Here is a 17,502-nt window from a genome sequence, read left to right as displayed (position 1 = left end):
GAGAAAGGAATCATGAACAATGAGGGTTGCCGGGCAACCCTCATTGAATAAAGCAGAAATTACTTCGCTTCGCCGTTTTTCATTTCACCCATAGCTTTCAGCTTTTTGGAGATATCGCGGCGTTCTTTGGAAAGCTCAGCATTTTTGATGATGTAATCATCAACGCGATCTTCATAGTCGCCTTTCATGCTGGCGATGATGCCCTGAATTGCTTCGACGCTCATACCCGGTTTGATGTAATCGCTCAGGTTGTCCAGCAGCAGAACGCGTTTCTGGTTGTCACGGATCTTTTTCTCAACGTCCTGGATTTCACGTTGCAGTTTGTTCTTACGACGGAACAGGCGAACAAATTCCAGTACGTCCTGGAATGAAGGCTTGGTAGTTTCCATTTTTATACCCCTGATAATGTGAGAGTCGGATTCGTTTAAGCAGCCGCTATTCGTTAGGGCCAACATTACTCATAGCTGCCGCAGATGACAATGCTTTTATCCCTTTTCACTATCATACCCTTTATCTTTGCTGAATCGAAGCAGCAAGATGATTCTGAAGATCGGGAATTATTTGCGCAAGGCCCGGCAAATCAGATTTGACAACAACTCCAGTTGATGCGCCGTTTCCATGTTAAGCCACACATAGCCATAAATCGGGGTCTCAACGACCTTGAGATCATGGTGGTTATCGAGCAACTGACGCAGCTCTTCCACAGCATCGTTCAATTTTTCCGTATTAGCAAAAACCGGCTGCGGATTACCTTCGTACAGGGCATGAACAAGGCTCAACACGATTTGCTGCATCATGTGCTGTGTATCGCGCAGTTTTTGCGCGTTCAATAACACGAAATGGCTGGGGCGCGTGGCCCAGTAAGCATTGATTTGCAGTTCCAGCATACAAACCAGATTACGGTTAATTGTCTGGATCCCTTCATATATCGATTTTGGGATACGGGTTTCTTTGCTGGCGGGCGCAATCAACCCACGCATTTTCACGGCATCGGTCAGGAGTTTTTGCAGATGTTTTTCCAGACGTGGACGTTCGAGTAAGTTCGGTGAGAACGCTGACTGATAGACGCGATTATATTCAGTGAGACTTTTCGCCAGTTGAATGCGCCAGTGGATAAAAGCACGTTGCGGCCAGATGCCGGTAAACAACATTGCCAGTAAAGAGCCGAGGATCACATCGCCGCTTCGCCATAATGCAGTATCAATTTCACCGGTTGGCGAGCCAACAACAATTGCCAGCGTCACACCAATCAATAAACCTTGATATGGCTTCTTACCCAGCGCCAGCCAACCGCAAAGGAACATGGCTGCAGCACACCAGACTAACATCAACGGTAAAGAGATTAACTCCAGTTGCAGAGCGATAAGACCTAATATCGAACCCAACACAGTACCGCCAATACGTTCAAAGGCGCGAGGGACAACGTTGCCCCAGAACGAAATTGGCCCCATGATCACCACCATAGTGACCAGCGGCCAGGTGCTTTCCGGGATGGTAAACAAGCGAATGATGAGAAAGGTGAGCAAGAACGCCAGCGCAACTCGCGTACCATGCACAATGCGGTAATGGCGGTACACTCGAATTTCAAACGGGCTTAAGGACTTATCGGCACGCACGCGGGCACTCCGTGGAATAAGAGAAAAAACGGTCATAATGCAATCTGGCAGTCCGGGAACGATAACGCTATGTAACAAATCTGTCCGGCAAACCGGGAATAGCAGACGTTCCCGGTTTGGTTGTCAGAAAACTGCAGACGAATCTTACTCTTTTACATAACGAAAAACAGCGTAGCAATCGGGTTATCCTCTGATCCAGTGCCACTTATCAGCGCTGTTTAGGCTGCACCGCAACATACATTTCGATATCCCAATACCCCTCTTCCGCACCATTGTTCAGATAAACCTCAAAGCAGGGCTTTGGCAACATTTCGTAAGCGCTGTCCTGCAAGAGAGTATTAAAGAACTGATACCAGGGTTTAGCAAAGTCATCACCCACTACGCGTGCAACCGCCACCGCATACTGACCTCCAGAAATTTCCGTCAGGATGACGCCCTCACTGTTTTCGGGGAGAGTGAAGTCATCTGCCACCGAGACGACGGTGTCACAACGTAACTTTTCGGCGGGTGTTTCGTCTGGATTATCGTAATAGACCGCTACCCACTCCTTTGGCACGATATTTTTGTCGTCTACCCACATCATCAACTGCTCAAAACCTTGCTTTACCGTCTGTTCCCACGGGCCAACGAGATGGAAACCTGCAACGGTACGTTTATCTTCCTGTTTAATCTCGTAGTTCATGATGCCTCCATTAATACTGGTTTTATGCACAGTACATTTGCAATATAAAAACCACAAGGAATGAGTGTTGATTATGCGAGCAGACTCGCACTCCTGCCAGTCTGCTGCAAAAGAAAGGTCAGGCCTTATGGTGGAAATAATCGCTCAACCGGGAAAACATGCCGCCTTCACTGACGGATTCCAGGGTGACCAGCGGCCAGTGCGCCACCTGTTTATCCCGATCGTAAAGTTCAATTTCCCCAACCTGCTGATGGGCATTAATTGGCGCGGTCAGTTCTTTATCATTAAGGGTGTATTTTGCTTTGATATTCGGAATCTCCGCTTTTGGCAGCACCATCCAGAACTCTTGTTCGGTTCCAAGCGCAATCTTTTCTTTATCGCCATACCAGATGCGTTCTGTGCCAATCTTTTTCCCACGATGTAAAATTTGCACCGTAGTAAAGTTCTGTTGTCCCCAACGCAGTAGCTTTCTCGCCTCTTCTTCACGACCTTTTGCGCTTTCAGCCCCCATCACCACCGCAATGAGTCGACGCTGACCATCCACAGCCGAAGCAATGAGATTAAACCCGGCCCCGGAAGTATGTCCGGTTTTCAGGCCATCGACATTCATGGTTTTATCCCATAATAAGCCGTTACGGTTTTGCTGGGTGATGCCGTTCCAGGTGAGGCTTTTCTCACTGTACATATGATAAAACTCAGGTTCACCATGAATGATGGCGCGCGAAAGTACGGCTAAATCGTAGGCTGAACTATGCTGACCCGGCGCATCCAGACCATGTACCGTTTCAAAATGCGTATCCTTTAGATGCAACTTCTCGGCGTAATTGTTCATCATTTCAACAAACTGCCGTTGCCCACCAGCAATATAATCAGCCAGCGCAACACAAGCATCATTGCCGGAGTCGACAATTAATCCACGGCTTAAATCACGTACCGATACGCGATCCCCCTCTTTCAAAAACATCAGTGAAGAACCGACAAATACCGGGTTATCTTTTGCCCACGCATCACGCCCCACAGTGACAATATCGTCTGGTGTAATGCGATGACTATCGATAGCACGATCAACGACATAGCCAGTCATCAGCTTAGTCAGGCTGGCAGGATTACGTTGTTGATGCTCATTACCCGCCGTGAGGATCTGTCCGGTTGTGTAATCCATCAATACCCATGACCCCGCATGAATTTCTGGAGGCTGGGGTGAAAAAGGAATATTTTCTGCTGCAAAAGCAGACGATAAATTAAAAACGAACAAAGAAGCAGCAATAACAAGACGGCGTTTCAACAGCAAATCCTCAGGAGTTTCAAATAGCTGTTCTTTTTACGGAAATCCTGATGAACTGGCTGGAATAAAGTGCAAGAAAATGTGACATTTATCTCATTTTAATCTGACATTATCTGTTTCCACACGCTGCCAAATTGTCGCTCTAAAGCTGATTAGCGTTGTGATATTTGGTACTCTGGCATACAGCAGAAATAACGGATTTAACCTAATGATGAATGACGGTAAGCAACAATCTACCTTTTTGTTTCACGATTACGAAACCTTTGGCACGCACCCCGCGTTAGATCGCCCTGCGCAGTTTGCCGCCATTCGCACCGATAGCGAATTCAATATCATTGGCGAACCAGAAGTCTTTTACTGCAAACCTGCTGATGATTATTTACCTCAACCAGGGGCGGTGTTAATCACCGGCATCACACCGCAGGAAGCACGGGCGAAAGGAGAAAACGAAGCCGCCTTTGCCGCCCGCATCCACTCGCTTTTTACCGTACCGAAAACCTGCATTCTTGGTTACAACAATGTGCGTTTCGACGACGAAGTCACGCGCAATGTTTTTTATCGTAATTTCTACGATCCCTATGCCTGGAGCTGGCAGCATGATAACTCTCGCTGGGATCTGCTGGACGTCATGCGTGCCTGTTATGCCCTACGTCCGGAGGGGATCAACTGGCCTGAAAATGATGACGGTCTGCCGAGTTTTCGTCTTGAACATTTAACCAAAGCGAATGGTATAGAGCATAGCAACGCCCACGATGCGATGGCCGATGTATACGCCACTATCGCAATGGCGAAGCTGGTGAAAACGCGTCAGCCACGCCTGTTTGATTATCTCTTTACCCATCGTAATAAGCACAAACTGATGGCATTGATTGATGTGCCACAGATGAAACCACTGGTGCACGTTTCCGGCATGTTTGGTGCGTGGCGCGGCAATACCAGTTGGGTTGCGCCGCTGGCGTGGCATCCTGAAAATCGCAATGCCGTGATTATGGTGGATTTAGCTGGAGATATTTCGCCATTACTGGAACTGGATAGCGACATGCTGCGCGAGCGTCTGTATACCGCAAAAGCCGATCTGGGCAATAACGCCGTAGTCCCGGTTAAGCTGGTGCATATTAATAAATGTCCGGTGCTGGCACAGGCGAATACACTTCGCCCGGAGGATGCCGACCGTCTGGGAATTAATCGTCAGCATTGCCTTGATAACCTGAAAATTTTGCGTGAAAACCCGCAAGTGCGCGAAAAAGTGGTGGCAATATTTGCTGAAGCCGAACCGTTTATGCCTTCAGATAACGTGGATGCCCAGCTTTATAATGGCTTTTTCAGTGACGCCGATCGCGCGGCAATGAAAATTGTGCTGGAAACCGAGCCACGTAACTTACCGGCACTGGATATCACCTTTGTCGATAAACGCATAGAGAAGCTGTTGTTCAATTATCGGGCGCGTAACTTCCCCGGCACGTTAGATTACGCCGAACAGCAACGCTGGCTGGAGCATCGCCGTCAGGTCTTCACTCCAGAGTTTTTGCAAGGCTATGCTGATGAACTGCAGATGCTGGCGCAGCAATATGCCGATGATAAAGAGAAAGTGGCACTGTTAAAGGCGCTTTGGCAGTACGCGGAAGAGATCGTCTGATACAAAAAAGCCGGAGCGTTAAACTCCGGCTTTTTGAGACTTAACGGATGATGACACCATCCGGTTTTATAAAATTATGCAACGTCTTCGTACTGCGGAACCGGGTTGCGGAAGCTCTTAGTTACGCAAGCCAGGTAAATCAGACCGATAGCCGCCCAGATCAGCCCCAGAACCATCGAGCTTTCTTCCAGGTTAACCCACAGCGCACCAACGGTCAGCGCACCACACATCGGCAGGAACAGATACTGGAAGTGATCTTTCAGCGTCTTGTTACGCTTCTCACGGATCCAGAACTGCGAGATAACCGACAGGTTAACGAAGGTGAACGCCACCAGCGCACCAAAGTTAATCAGCGCCGTTGCCATTACCAGGTCAAAGTTGATTGCCAGCAGAGCAATCGCACCAACCAGGATGATGTTCATCGCCGGAGTACGCCATTTCGGGTGTACATAACCGAAGAAACTTTTCGGGAACACGCCGTCACGCCCCATCACGTACATCAGACGCGCTACGCCTGCGTGCGCCGCCATACCAGACGCCAGTACGGTAATGGTGGAGAAGATCAGCGCGCCAACCTGGAATGCTTTACCCGCAACATACAGCATGATTTCAGGCTGTGACGCATCCGGATCTTTAAAGCGAGAGATATCCGGGAAGTACAGTTGCAGGAAGTAAGTCGCAAAGATGAAGATCATACCGCCGATCAGCGCGGTCAGGAAAATCGCACGCGGGATCACGCGCTCTGCATCTTTGGTTTCTTCCGACAGGTTGCTGATGCCGTCAAAACCGGTAAAGGAGAAGCACAGGATCGTCGCACCGGTAATCATCGGGATGACATGCGCATCGCCAGACCAGAACGGACGGGTGCTCGCCAGCGTACCAGCGCCTTCACCTTCAAATACGCCGTAGACCACCATGCCCAGAATCACCGCGATCAGCACAATCTGCAACACCACAATGACGGTGTTGAAGTTCGCTACGGATTTCAGGCTACGCAGGTTAAAGGCTGTCATAAAGGCCACCAGCGCCACCACAAACATCCACGATGGGATGGAAGGCACCAGAGCTTCAAAATAGATTTTCGCCAACAGGATGTTGATCATCGGCGCGAACAGATAGTCGAGCAGAGAAGACCAACCCACCATAAAGCCAACGGTCGGGCTAATAGATTTCTGGGCGTAAGTGTACGCAGAGCCAGCAGAAGGATAGCGGCGAACCAACTTCCCGTAGCTCAGAGCCGTGAACAGGATCGCAATCAATGCGAACGCATAGGCTGTCGGCACATGACCATCCGTGAGGCCTGAAACGATACCAAAAGTATCAAACAGCGTCATCGGCTGCATATAGGCAAGACCCATCATTACAACCGGAACTAACGTAAGCGTTTTACGCAATTCCACGCGAGAGGTGTTTGGAGTAACGTTATGCGACATGGTTATTCTCCTTTACGGTGATAACCGTCGCGTAAGCAAAAAATTGCCCCATTTTTTTGGATTCCTCAGCGACAACAACTGTCGATTTTTAGTAAATATCTATCCGGTACGAAGCCCGGCCTCTTGGTATGAATGATTGGTTTGAAGCAAAAAATAACCGACGCGGATAAAACGTCGGTTTTTAGTCATTTTTTGACAGCGGCGCATTGTGCCTAAATGGGGGGTAAATGACAAGAGAATGAGGGGCTTGACAGATGATTTTTTATTTAAATGGCTGATTTTCCGTCACCAGATTTTGCATAAACACCGGCGATAGCACTATTTGCTAAAATCTCGTCTCGCCACCACGCACTGGCAAGCCCTGCGGTTTGTTCGTTCCAGCCAATCCAGACAGGTTCAAAGAGGGTTTGCGCGACCACTTTCTTCTCGATTAACGCACCACTATCAAGAAAGCGTTGCGCCAGATAACGGGGTAAATAACCACAACCAAGACCACTGATTTGCAGCTCCAGCTTGGTTTTAAAATCAAATACGGTAATAGCTTCTTGTTCATCAAGTATTTGTGAAGCTGTAGACGCGGCTGCCTGCGCAGTGTCACCGACGACTATCGCCCGATATCGTTTAATGATTCGTCGATTTAACGGTTCTTCTTCCAGCGCTAACGGATGATGGGGTGCCACAACGAACACTTGCTCCAGATCACCCAGACGAGAAAAACCAAATTCGCTGGAAGATGGCGGCTCGTGCATAGCGCCGACAATAATATCTGCCCGGCCCTGGGTCAGCGCCTCCCAGGAACCACCGAGCACGCCATTGATAAATTTCAACCGCGTTACACTGTGATGTTGATAAAAGAGTTCAATAAGTGGCGCAAGCAGAGAAAAAGGAAAGGTGTCATCAACCCCGATAATCAGCTCGTTCTCCCAGCCTTCGTGAAGTTTTATTGCCTGTTTTTCCAGCTCATGAACAGTGTGAAGAATTTCCCGCCCTTTCTCTAATAACATTTTTCCGGTGCGGGTGAATTTAGCGCGGTGACCGCTGCGATCAAGCAATTGAATATTAAGATCACTTTCCAGCTTATGAACGGTGTAACTCAGCGCAGACGGCGTCTTGTACAGTTTGGCTGACGCCGCCGCAAAACTGCCCTCTTTTTCTAAGGCATCGAGGATCATCAACACATCCAGCAGTGGTTTCATACACGCCCCCTTGCGGTGTATGCGGCATTCTGCTGGCGTGATGCTTTACTCCAGCGGCATTACCAGTGGATCGGGATACTGGTATTCAAATCCCAATTCATTACAGATCCGGCTGCCATCAATAATTTTACCTTTGCCGCTGTCCAGGCTGTTTCTGAACTGCGGAGGTTCCAGCCCCAGTAAACGGGCCATCTGCGGATAGAAAACATTACGCGCAGGGTGAGCTGGCGCACATATATTATAGATGTGTCCGCCTTTAGGTGCCTGTAACAACAGAGTGATAGCGCCAATAACATCTTCCAGGTGAACTAAATTGACACCATGTTCACCGTCTGGCGCAGTTTTTCCGGCAAAGAAGCGCCCTGGATGACGCCCCGGCCCCACCAGGCCAGCAAGACGCAAAATATCGACCGAAGTACCAGGTAAATTGTGCAGCCAGTCTTCGAGTTCTTTTAACACTCGTCCACTGTTGGTCACGGGATTGCGTGGTGTGGTTTCTTTTACTATGCCTTGCGCATCGCCATAGACAGAGGTTGAACTGGTGAAAATAATGCGGGGAATATGGTGAGCCAGCGCGCTGTCTACCAGCTCTTGCACTGCCTGCAAATAGAACTCGTCGCCAGGACCGCTGCGTCGCGCCGGAAGCGTAATGACCAACGCATCAGCATCCATCAGGGCATCCAGATCGTCAGAATCGCAAACTAACTCGGGATCCATGCGAAGCGTATAGCTATCAATCCCACTCATTCGGGCCGCTTCGACGCCATCTTGTGTGGTTTTACTCCCGGTGACTTGCCAGCCCCGCGCTGAAAGTGACATCGCCAGCGGCATACCTAACCACCCTAACCCGACAATTGCGACCTTTTTCATCCGTTTTCTCCTGATACACCTTAGATCTATAAGGCTACGCCAGCGTATCAAAACTGACAATTCATTCTATGAATGAATCGAAGCTGTTAGCAAATGTACAATTGCCTGATGCGCTCCGCTTATCAGGCCTACAAAAACACCAATATATTGAATTTAGGCAACATTTGTAGGCCAGATAAGGCGTTCACGCCGCATCCGGCATGAACAAAGGCCACTTTAGTTACAGAACACAATGTTCTTGAGGGCTTTAAAGACATATTTTCACGATTACTTTTTTTAACGTAGTCACTCTTAGCGCCCTTCTTTCCCTGCTCATTCATTAAACAAATCTATCGCCGCAAAATATATAAAAAAGCCCTTGCTTTCTATCGTGAAAGTGGTTTAGGTTAAAAGGCATCAGTTGAATAAACATTCACAGAGATTTTTATGACACGCGTTCAATTTAAACACCACCATCATCACCATCATCCTGACTAGTCTTTCAGGCGATGTGTGCTGGAAGACATTCAGATCTTCCAGTGGTGCATGAACGCATGAGAAAGCCCCCGGAAGATCACCTTCCGGGGGCTTTTTTATTGCGCGGTTGATAACGATTCAGACAGGTTAAAAGAGGAATAAGAAAATGACAGACAACACTCGTTTACGCATAGCTATGCAAAAATCCGGCCGTTTAAGTGATGATTCACGCGAATTGCTGGCGCGCTGCGGCATTAAAATTAATCTTCACACCCAGCGCCTGATCGCGATGGCAGAAAACATGCCGATTGATATTCTGCGCGTGCGTGACGACGACATTCCCGGTCTGGTAATGGATGGCGTGGTAGACCTCGGGATTATCGGTGAGAACGTACTGGAAGAAGAGTTGCTCAACCGCCGCGCCCAGGGTGAAGATCCGCGCTACTTTACCCTGCGCCGTCTTGATTTCGGTGGCTGTCGCCTTTCACTGGCAACGCCCGTTGATGAAGCCTGGGACGGCCCGCTCTCCTTAAACGGTAAACGTATCGCCACCTCTTATCCTCACTTGCTCAAGCGCTATCTCGACCAGAAAGGTATCTCTTTCAAATCCTGCTTATTGAACGGTTCTGTCGAAGTTGCCCCGCGCGCCGGACTGGCGGATGCGATTTGCGATCTGGTTTCCACCGGTGCCACCCTGGAAGCCAACGGCCTGCGCGAAGTGGAAGTTATCTACCGCTCGAAAGCCTGCCTGATCCAGCGCGATGGTGAAATGGAAGAATCCAAACAGCAACTAATCGACAAGCTACTGACCCGTATTCAGGGCGTAATTCAGGCGCGTGAATCGAAATACATCATGATGCATGCACCAACCGAGCGTCTGGATGATGTCATCGCCCTGCTGCCAGGTGCCGAACGACCAACCATTCTGCCGCTGGCGGGTGATCAACAGCGCGTCGCCATGCACATGGTGAGTAGCGAAACCCTGTTCTGGGAAACGATGGAAAAACTGAAGGAACTGGGCGCGAGTTCGATTCTGGTCCTGCCAATTGAGAAGATGATGGAGTAATAGCCATGAGCTTTAACACAATCATTGACTGGAATAACTGTACTGCGGAGCAACAACGCCAACTGTTAATGCGCCCGGCGATCTCCGCCTCTGAAAGCATCACCCGTATCGTCCGTGAAATTTTAGATAACGTGAAAGCACGCGGCGATGACGCCTTACGGGAATACAGCGCGAAGTTTGATAAAACCAAGGTTACCGCGCTGAAAGTGTCTGCTGAAGAAATCGCCGCAGCCTGCGAACGCCTGAGCGACGACCTGAAACAGGCGATGGCGGTAGCAGTAAAGAACATTGAAACCTTCCACAATGCGCAAAAACTGCCGACGGTAGATGTCGAAACCCAGCCAGGCGTACGTTGCCAGCAAGTCACGCGCCCGGTAGCTTCAGTGGGTTTGTATATTCCTGGCGGCTCTGCCCCACTCTTCTCAACCGTATTAATGCTGGCGACTCCAGCGCGTATTGCAGGTTGTAATAAAGTGGAGCTGTGCTCACCGCCGCCGATTGCCGATGAGATCCTCTACGCGGCGCAACTGTGCGGCGTGCAGGATGTATTTAACGTCGGCGGCGCACAAGCCATTGCCGCACTGGCCTTTGGTACTGAATCCGTACCAAAAGTGGACAAAATTTTCGGACCGGGTAACACCTTTGTGACTGAAGCGAAACGTCAGGTGAGCCAGCGTCTGGACGGTGCAGCAATCGATATGCCCGCAGGCCCGTCGGAAGTGCTGGTGATTGCCGATAGCGGCGCAACGCCGGACTTCGTGGCTTCAGATTTGCTCTCTCAGGCTGAGCACGGCCCGGATTCACAGGTGATCTTACTGACGCCCGACGCCGATATGGCACGCCGCGTTGCCGAAGCTGTAGAACGTCAACTTGCAGAGTTACCGCGTGCTGAAACTGCACGCCAGGCACTGCTCACCAGCCGCCTGATTGTGACCAACGATTTAGCGCAGTGCGTGACAATCTCCAATCAGTACGGCCCGGAACACCTGATTATTCAAACCCGCAACGCCCGCGAACTGGTCGATAGCATCACCAGCGCCGGTTCGGTATTTCTTGGTGACTGGTCACCGGAATCGGCAGGTGACTACGCCTCCGGCACCAACCACGTTCTACCGACTTACGGTTACACCGCCACCTGTTCCAGCCTCGGACTGGCGGATTTCCAGAAGCGCATGACCGTGCAGGAATTGTCGAAAGAGGGTTTCTCTGCGTTGGCTTCGACCATTGAAACGCTGGCTACCGCCGAACGCCTGACAGCCCACAAAAATGCCGTGACTTTACGTGTCAACGCCCTTAAGGAGCAAGCATGAGCACCGTGACTATTACCGATTTAGCGCGTGAAAACGTCCGCAACCTGACGCCATATCAGTCAGCGCGTCGACTGGGCGGTAACGGCGATGTCTGGCTGAACGCCAACGAATATCCTACAGCCGTGGAGTTTCAGCTCACTCAGCAAACGCTCAACCGCTATCCGGAATGTCAGCCAAAAGCGGTTATTGAAAATTACGCGCAATATGCTGGCGTAAAACCGGAACAAGTGCTGGTCAGCCGCGGCGCAGACGAAGGCATTGAACTACTGATTCGCGCCTTTTGTGAACCGGGTAAAGATGCCATCCTCTATTGCCCGCCAACGTACGGCATGTACAGCGTCAGCGCCGAAACCATTGGCGTCGAGTGTCGCACGGTGCCGACGCTGGAAAACTGGCAACTGGACTTGCAGGGGATTTCCGACAAGCTGGACGGCGTGAAAGTGGTTTATGTTTGCAGCCCTAACAACCCGACCGGGCAACTGATCAATCCGCAAGATTTTCGCACTCTGCTGGAGTTAACCCGCGGAAAAGCCATTGTGGTTGCCGATGAAGCCTATATTGAGTTTTGCCCGCAGGCATCGCTGGCGGGCTGGCTGGCGGAATATCCGCACCTGGCTATTTTGCGCACCCTTTCGAAAGCTTTTGCTCTGGCGGGTCTCCGTTGTGGGTTTACGCTGGCAAACGAAGAAGTCATCAACCTGCTGATGAAAGTGATCGCCCCCTACCCACTCTCAACGCCGGTTGCCGACATTGCGGCACAGGCGTTAAGCCCGCAGGGGATCGTCGCCATGCGCGAACGAGTGGCGCAAATTATTGCAGAACGCGAATACCTGATTGCCGCACTGAAAGAGATCCCCTGCGTGGAGCAGGTTTTCGACTCCGAAACCAACTACATTCTGGCACGCTTTAAAGCCTCCAGCGCAGTGTTTAAATCTTTGTGGGATCAGGGCATTATCTTACGTGATCAGAATAAACAACCCTCTTTAAGCGGCTGCCTGCGAATTACCGTCGGAACCCGTGAAGAAAGCCAGCGCGTCATTGACGCCTTACGTGCGGAGCAAGTTTGATGAGTCAGAAGTATCTTTTTATCGATCGCGATGGAACCCTGATTAGCGAGCCGCCGAGTGATTTTCAGGTGGACCGTTTTGACAAACTCGCCTTTGAACCGGGCGTGATCCCGGAACTGCTGAAGCTGCAAAAAGCAGGCTATAAGCTGGTGATGATCACCAACCAGGATGGTCTTGGAACACAGCGTTTCCCGCAGGCGGATTTCGATGGCCCGCACAATCTGATGATGCAGATCTTTACCTCGCAAGGCGTGCAGTTTGATGAAGTGCTGATTTGCCCGCACCTGCCCGACGATGAATGTGACTGCCGCAAGCCGAAGGTAAAACTGGTGGAGCGTTATCTCGCTGAGCAGGCGATGGATCGCGCCAGCAGTTACGTGATTGGCGATCGTGCGACCGATATTCAACTTGCTGAAAACATGGGTATTAATGGTTTACGCTACAACCGCGAAACCCTGAACTGGCCGATGATTGGTGAGCAACTCACTAAACGCGATCGTTATGCCCACGTAGTGCGCAACACCAAAGAGACGCAGATTGACGTTCAGGTGTGGCTGGATCGCGAAGGTGGCAGCAAGATTAACACTGGTGTTGGTTTCTTTGATCATATGTTGGATCAGATTGCCACCCACGGTGGTTTCCGTATGGAAATCAATGTCAAAGGCGATCTCTATATTGACGATCACCACACCGTCGAAGATACCGGGCTGGCGCTGGGCGAAGCGTTAAAAATTGCCCTTGGCGACAAACGCGGCATCTGCCGGTTTGGTTTTGTCTTGCCGATGGATGAATGCCTCGCACGCTGCGCGCTGGATATCTCTGGTCGCCCGCACCTGGAATATAAAGCTGAGTTTACCTACCAGCGCGTGGGCGATCTCAGCACCGAAATGATCGAACACTTCTTCCGTTCGCTCTCATACACCATGGGCGTGACCCTGCACCTGAAAACCAAAGGTAAAAACGATCACCACCGTGTAGAGAGCCTGTTCAAAGCCTTTGGTCGCACCCTGCGCCAGGCCATCCGCGTGGAAGGTGACACCCTGCCCTCGTCGAAAGGAGTGCTGTAATGAACGTGGTGATCCTTGATACCGGCTGCGCCAACCTGAACTCGGTGAAGTCTGCCATTGCGCGTCACGGCTATGAACCAAAGGTCAGCCGTGACCCGGACGTCGTGTTGCTGGCCGATAAACTGTTTTTACCTGGCGTCGGCACTGCACAAGCGGCGATGGATCAGGTGCGTGAGCGCGAGCTGTTTGATCTCATCAAAGCCTGTACTCAACCGGTGCTGGGCATCTGTTTAGGAATGCAACTGCTGGGGCGACGCAGCGAAGAGAGCAACGGCGTCGATTTGCTGGGCATCATCGACGAGGATGTACCGAAAATGACCGACTTTGGTCTGCCATTGCCGCATATGGGCTGGAACCGCGTTTACCCACAGGCTGGCAACCGCCTGTTTCAGGGGATTGAAGACGGCGCGTACTTTTACTTTGTTCACAGCTACGCCATGCCGGTCAATCCGTGGACCATCGCCCAGTGCAACTACGGCGAACCGTTCACCGCGGCGGTACAAAAAGATAACTTCTATGGCGTGCAGTTCCACCCGGAACGCTCCGGTGCCGCTGGCGCTAAGTTGCTGAAAAACTTCCTGGAGATGTGATGATTATTCCGGCATTAGATTTAATCGACGGCACCGTGGTGCGTCTCCATCAGGGCGATTACGGCAAGCAGCGTGATTATGGCAACGACCCGCTGCCGCGCTTACAGGATTACGCCGCCCAAGGTGCTGAAGTGCTGCACCTGGTGGATCTGACCGGGGCAAAAAATCCGGCTAAACGTCAAATCCCGCTGATTAAAACCCTGGTCGCGGGCGTTAACGTTCCGGTGCAGGTTGGCGGCGGCGTGCGTAGCGAAGAAGACGTGGCGGCGTTACTGGAAGCAGGCGTTGCGCGCGTGGTGGTTGGCTCCACCGCGGTGAAGTCACCAGAAATGGTGAAAGGCTGGTTTGAACGTTTTGGTGCCGATGCGTTAGTGCTGGCGCTGGATGTCCGTATTGACGAGCAAGGCAACAAACAGGTGGCGGTCAGCGGCTGGCAAGAGAACTCGGGCGTTTCGCTGGAACAACTGGTGGAAACCTATCTGCCCGTCGGCCTGAAACATGTGCTGTGTACCGATATCTCGCGCGACGGCACGCTGGCAGGTTCTAACGTCTCTTTATATGAAGAAGTGTGCGCCAGATATCCGCAGGTGGCGTTTCAGTCCTCCGGCGGTATTGGCAACATTCAAGATGTCGCTGCCCTGCGTGGCACTGGCGTGCGCGGCGTAATAGTTGGCCGGGCATTACTGGAAGGTAAATTCACCGTGAAGGAGGCCATCGCATGCTGGCAAAACGCATAATTCCGTGTCTTGACGTTCGTGATGGTCAGGTGGTGAAAGGCGTACAGTTTCGCAACCATGAAATCATTGGCGATATTGTGCCGCTGGCAAAACGCTACGCCGAAGAAGGTGCAGACGAACTGGTGTTCTACGATATCACCGCTTCCAGCGATGGCCGCGTGGTAGATAAAAGCTGGGTATCTCGCGTGGCGGAAGTGATCGACATTCCGTTCTGCGTGGCGGGTGGGATTAAGTCGCTGGATGACGCCGCGAAAATTCTTTCCTTTGGTGCGGATAAAATCTCCATCAACTCCCCTGCACTGGCCGATCCGACATTGATCACCCGTCTGGCAGATCGTTTTGGCGTGCAGTGTATTGTGGTCGGTATTGATACCTGGTACGACGCCGAAACCGGCAAATATCACGTTAATCAATATACCGGCGATGAAAGCCGTACCCGCGTTACGCAGTGGGAAACGCTCGACTGGGTACAGGAAGTGCAAAAACGCGGAGCCGGAGAAATCGTCCTCAACATGATGAATCAGGACGGCGTGCGTAACGGTTACGACCTCGAACAACTGAAAAAAGTGCGTGAAGTTTGCCACGTCCCGCTGATTGCCTCCGGTGGCGCAGGCACTATGGAACACTTCCTTGAAGCCTTCCGCGATGCCGACGTTGACGGCGCGCTGGCAGCTTCCGTATTCCACAAACAAATAATCAATATTGGTGAATTAAAAGCGTACCTGGCAACACAGGGCGTGGAGATCAGGATATGTTAACAGAACAACAACGCCGCGAACTGGACTGGGAAAAAACCGACGGACTGATGCCAGTGATTGTGCAACACGCGGTATCTGGCGAAGTGTTAATGCTGGGCTACATGAACCCGCAAGCGCTGGATAAAACCATCGAAAGCGGCAAAGTCACTTTTTTCTCACGCACCAAACAGCGACTGTGGACTAAAGGTGAAACGTCGGGGAACTTCCTCAACGTAGTCAGCATTGCACCGGACTGCGACAACGACACCCTGCTGGTGCTGGCGAATCCCATCGGCCCAACCTGCCACAAAGGCACCAGCAGTTGTTTTGGCGATACCGCTCACCAGTGGTTGTTTCTCTACCAGCTTGAACAACTGCTCGCTGAACGCAAATCTGCCGATCCGGAAACCTCCTACACCGCCAAACTGTATGCCAGTGGCACCAAACGCATCGCACAGAAAGTAGGAGAAGAAGGCGTGGAAACCGCACTGGCCGCGACAGTACATGACCGCTTTGAGCTGACTAACGAGGCGTCTGACTTGATGTATCACCTGCTGGTGTTGTTGCAGGATCAGGATCTGGATTTAACGACGGTGATTGAAAACCTGCGCAAACGGCATCAGTGAGTTACGGGGTAAGCGGATGCGATATTGTTGTCGCATCCAGCAAAAAAAACGGGCAAGGTGTCACCACCCTGCCCATTTTGTTTAAAACCGAAAAGATTACTTCGCGTTGTAATTACGCAGCGCATTACGCCCCAGCACAATCCCCGCGCCAACCATACCGCCCAGCAGCACAGCCAGAATCAAGGTAATAGCCTTTTTCGGGCTATCGCGACGCACTGGCAGTGTGGGTTTCATAACATAGCGATAAGCATGAATATCAAGATCATCAGCCTTCAGACTTTCAATATCCAGCAGGTTTTGACGAGTCTGATAGTAACCAGGCGAGAAAACCAGCGGACGGGTCGCCTCGTGCTTAATCATCGACTCCAGCGCTTCGCTCCCCAACAGGAACATCGTATCTTGCGTCACGTCCTGCGTCTGTTGAATCTGCGGCTTTGCGACCTGCGCCTGATTCGCATACTGCAACGCTTCCTGAATCTGACGGATACGCAGATCTTTCTGCTCCTGTGCCACCACTTCCTGCGTCTTCAAAGAATCCTGCAAGTTTTTCACACGCAGTGCGATGTTGTCTTTCAGGTCTTTTTCCAGCTCTTCATTCACCTGTTCATCAACTTGCTGAATATATTGAGCTAGCTGTTTCTGCGCACCTTCAGGTGTTTGCCCGACATAAGAAACAACTAGGGGTAATGGCTGGTTTTTAACAGAAGGTTCGATAGTCAGTTTTTCGGGTTGTTCCTGATTATCCAGCGTTTCTGCTAATGCAGAAAATGTCGTACTGAAACGACCAACTAACGTCGCCTGGATATCAGACACTTTCGGCGCAGCCGTACCATAAATCACATTCATGGCATTGTTATAACCCGCGATTTGTCCCACATCAGGTTGAGTAACGATAGCTGTGGAAGTCCATTTTTCTTTGGCAACGGCCAGATACCCTATTGCCAGGGCAATCGCTACAATGACAGAGATGATGATAGTCATCTTGCCACGCCACAACTGCACCAGTAAATCAATCAAATCAATCTGTTCCGGGTCATGGTTTTGCCCAGGAATATTATTATTTTCAACTCTCATCATTACCCTAACTGACGGAAAATTTCAGGTTCGCATAGTGTAGCGATAATCTTC

19 protein-coding genes and 1 other annotated feature are annotated in these 17,502 nt (G+C 50.9%); of the genes, 10 read left to right on the top strand and 9 right to left on the bottom strand.

From position 1 onward, the window contains the following. Positions 1-59 precede the first annotated feature (59 nt). The 4 genes from A9587_RS17270 to dacD all read right to left on the bottom strand — a co-directional run bounded on the left by A9587_RS17270 (position 60) and on the right by dacD (position 3,583). Positions 60-389, bottom strand: coding sequence for a DUF496 family protein (locus A9587_RS17270; protein WP_000450409.1), 330 nt, complete (start codon positions 387-389; stop codon positions 60-62). 168 nt (positions 390-557) lie between these two features. Beyond that, positions 558-1,616 (bottom strand): FUSC family protein, encoded by a 1,059-nt coding sequence (locus tag A9587_RS17265; RefSeq protein ID WP_001516604.1) that lies wholly within the window; start codon positions 1,614-1,616, stop codon positions 558-560. Between the two features lie 208 nt (positions 1,617-1,824). Continuing rightward, the gene (sbmC, locus tag A9587_RS17260) at positions 1,825-2,298 is read right to left on the bottom strand and encodes a DNA gyrase inhibitor SbmC (protein ID WP_001105399.1); all 474 of its coding nucleotides are present in this window, start codon (positions 2,296-2,298) and stop codon (positions 1,825-1,827) included. 118 nt (positions 2,299-2,416) lie between these two features. Next, the gene (dacD, locus tag A9587_RS17255; RefSeq protein WP_001516605.1) at positions 2,417-3,583 is read right to left on the bottom strand and encodes a serine-type D-Ala-D-Ala carboxypeptidase DacD; all 1,167 of its coding nucleotides are present in this window, start codon (positions 3,581-3,583) and stop codon (positions 2,417-2,419) included. 208 nt (positions 3,584-3,791) lie between these two features. On the opposite strand from dacD, the gene sbcB reads away from it, so the two are divergent. After that, entirely contained in the window at positions 3,792-5,219 is a 1,428-nt protein-coding gene (gene sbcB / locus A9587_RS17250) for an exodeoxyribonuclease I (protein ID WP_105263682.1), read from the top strand. A gap of 74 nt (positions 5,220-5,293) precedes the next feature. Here the strand turns inward: sbcB and plaP are convergent, their stop codons facing one another. The 4 genes from plaP to A9587_RS17230 form a co-directional block, all read right to left on the bottom strand. Next, on the bottom strand, positions 5,294-6,652 hold the full coding sequence (gene plaP / locus A9587_RS17245; protein WP_000019194.1) for a putrescine/proton symporter PlaP: 1,359 nt from the start codon (positions 6,650-6,652) through the stop codon (positions 5,294-5,296). Beyond that, on the bottom strand, positions 6,642-6,704 hold the full coding sequence (yoeI, locus tag A9587_RS17240; RefSeq protein ID WP_097433929.1) for a membrane protein YoeI: 63 nt from the start codon (positions 6,702-6,704) through the stop codon (positions 6,642-6,644). Before yoeI ends, plaP begins: the two co-directional genes overlap by 11 nt. 214 nt (positions 6,705-6,918) lie before the next feature. Beyond that, on the bottom strand, positions 6,919-7,848 hold the full coding sequence (locus A9587_RS17235; protein WP_000803328.1) for a LysR substrate-binding domain-containing protein: 930 nt from the start codon (positions 7,846-7,848) through the stop codon (positions 6,919-6,921). A 45-nt stretch (positions 7,849-7,893) separates the two neighbouring features. Further along, a complete protein-coding gene (locus tag A9587_RS17230) occupies positions 7,894-8,718 on the bottom strand; it encodes an SDR family oxidoreductase (protein WP_016248869.1) in 825 nt (274 codons plus the stop codon). A 426-nt stretch (positions 8,719-9,144) separates the two neighbouring features. Here A9587_RS17230 and hisL point away from each other — a divergent pair, with 426 nt between their 5' ends. From hisL to hisIE, 9 genes are all read left to right on the top strand, one after another. Beyond that, positions 9,145-9,195, top strand: a complete 51-nt coding sequence (gene hisL / locus A9587_RS17220; protein WP_001364200.1) for a his operon leader peptide — start codon at positions 9,145-9,147, stop codon at positions 9,193-9,195. Then, positions 9,171-9,294: a sequence feature (His leader region), on the top strand. Its footprint overlaps the gene before it by 25 nt. A gap of 46 nt (positions 9,295-9,340) precedes the next feature. Continuing rightward, positions 9,341-10,240: an ATP phosphoribosyltransferase gene (gene hisG / locus A9587_RS17210; RefSeq protein ID WP_000131781.1), complete on the top strand. Its 900-nt coding sequence runs from the start codon at positions 9,341-9,343 to the stop codon at positions 10,238-10,240. A gap of 5 nt (positions 10,241-10,245) precedes the next feature. Beyond that, positions 10,246-11,550 (top strand): histidinol dehydrogenase, encoded by a 1,305-nt coding sequence (gene hisD, locus A9587_RS17205; protein WP_105263681.1) that lies wholly within the window; start codon positions 10,246-10,248, stop codon positions 11,548-11,550. Beyond that, entirely contained in the window at positions 11,547-12,617 is a 1,071-nt protein-coding gene (hisC, locus tag A9587_RS17200) for a histidinol-phosphate transaminase (RefSeq protein WP_000108967.1), read from the top strand. Before hisD ends, hisC begins: the two co-directional genes overlap by 4 nt. Continuing rightward, on the top strand, positions 12,617-13,684 hold the full coding sequence (gene hisB, locus A9587_RS17195) for a bifunctional histidinol-phosphatase/imidazoleglycerol-phosphate dehydratase HisB (RefSeq protein WP_001516610.1): 1,068 nt from the start codon (positions 12,617-12,619) through the stop codon (positions 13,682-13,684). Before hisC ends, hisB begins: the two co-directional genes overlap by 1 nt. Continuing rightward, positions 13,684-14,274: an imidazole glycerol phosphate synthase subunit HisH gene (gene hisH / locus A9587_RS17190; RefSeq protein WP_001103560.1), complete on the top strand. Its 591-nt coding sequence runs from the start codon at positions 13,684-13,686 to the stop codon at positions 14,272-14,274. Before hisB ends, hisH begins: the two co-directional genes overlap by 1 nt. Continuing rightward, positions 14,274-15,011 carry a 1-(5-phosphoribosyl)-5-[(5-phosphoribosylamino)methylideneamino]imidazole-4-carboxamide isomerase gene (hisA, locus tag A9587_RS17185; RefSeq protein ID WP_105263680.1) on the top strand — a complete coding sequence of 246 codons (738 nt, stop codon included), beginning with the start codon at positions 14,274-14,276 and terminating at the stop codon, positions 15,009-15,011. Before hisH ends, hisA begins: the two co-directional genes overlap by 1 nt. After that, positions 14,993-15,769: an imidazole glycerol phosphate synthase subunit HisF gene (gene hisF / locus A9587_RS17180; RefSeq protein ID WP_000880156.1), complete on the top strand. Its 777-nt coding sequence runs from the start codon at positions 14,993-14,995 to the stop codon at positions 15,767-15,769. Before hisA ends, hisF begins: the two co-directional genes overlap by 19 nt. After that, entirely contained in the window at positions 15,763-16,374 is a 612-nt protein-coding gene (hisIE, locus tag A9587_RS17175) for a bifunctional phosphoribosyl-AMP cyclohydrolase/phosphoribosyl-ATP diphosphatase HisIE (protein ID WP_000954922.1), read from the top strand. The genes hisF and hisIE overlap by 7 nt, the downstream gene beginning before the upstream one ends. Positions 16,375-16,470: 96 nt before the next feature. Here the strand turns inward: hisIE and wzzB are convergent, their stop codons facing one another. Then, positions 16,471-17,448, bottom strand: coding sequence for an LPS O-antigen chain length determinant protein WzzB (gene wzzB, locus A9587_RS17165; RefSeq protein ID WP_105263678.1), 978 nt, complete (start codon positions 17,446-17,448; stop codon positions 16,471-16,473). Positions 17,449-17,502: the final 54 nt, after the last annotated feature.

The sequence above is a fragment of the Escherichia sp. MOD1-EC6162 genome, from assembly GCF_002965125.1.
Classification (GTDB): domain Bacteria; phylum Pseudomonadota; class Gammaproteobacteria; order Enterobacterales; family Enterobacteriaceae; genus Escherichia; species Escherichia marmotae.
Note: the sequence above shows the minus strand (reverse complement) of the source record. Positions and strands in the feature narration are given on the sequence as shown.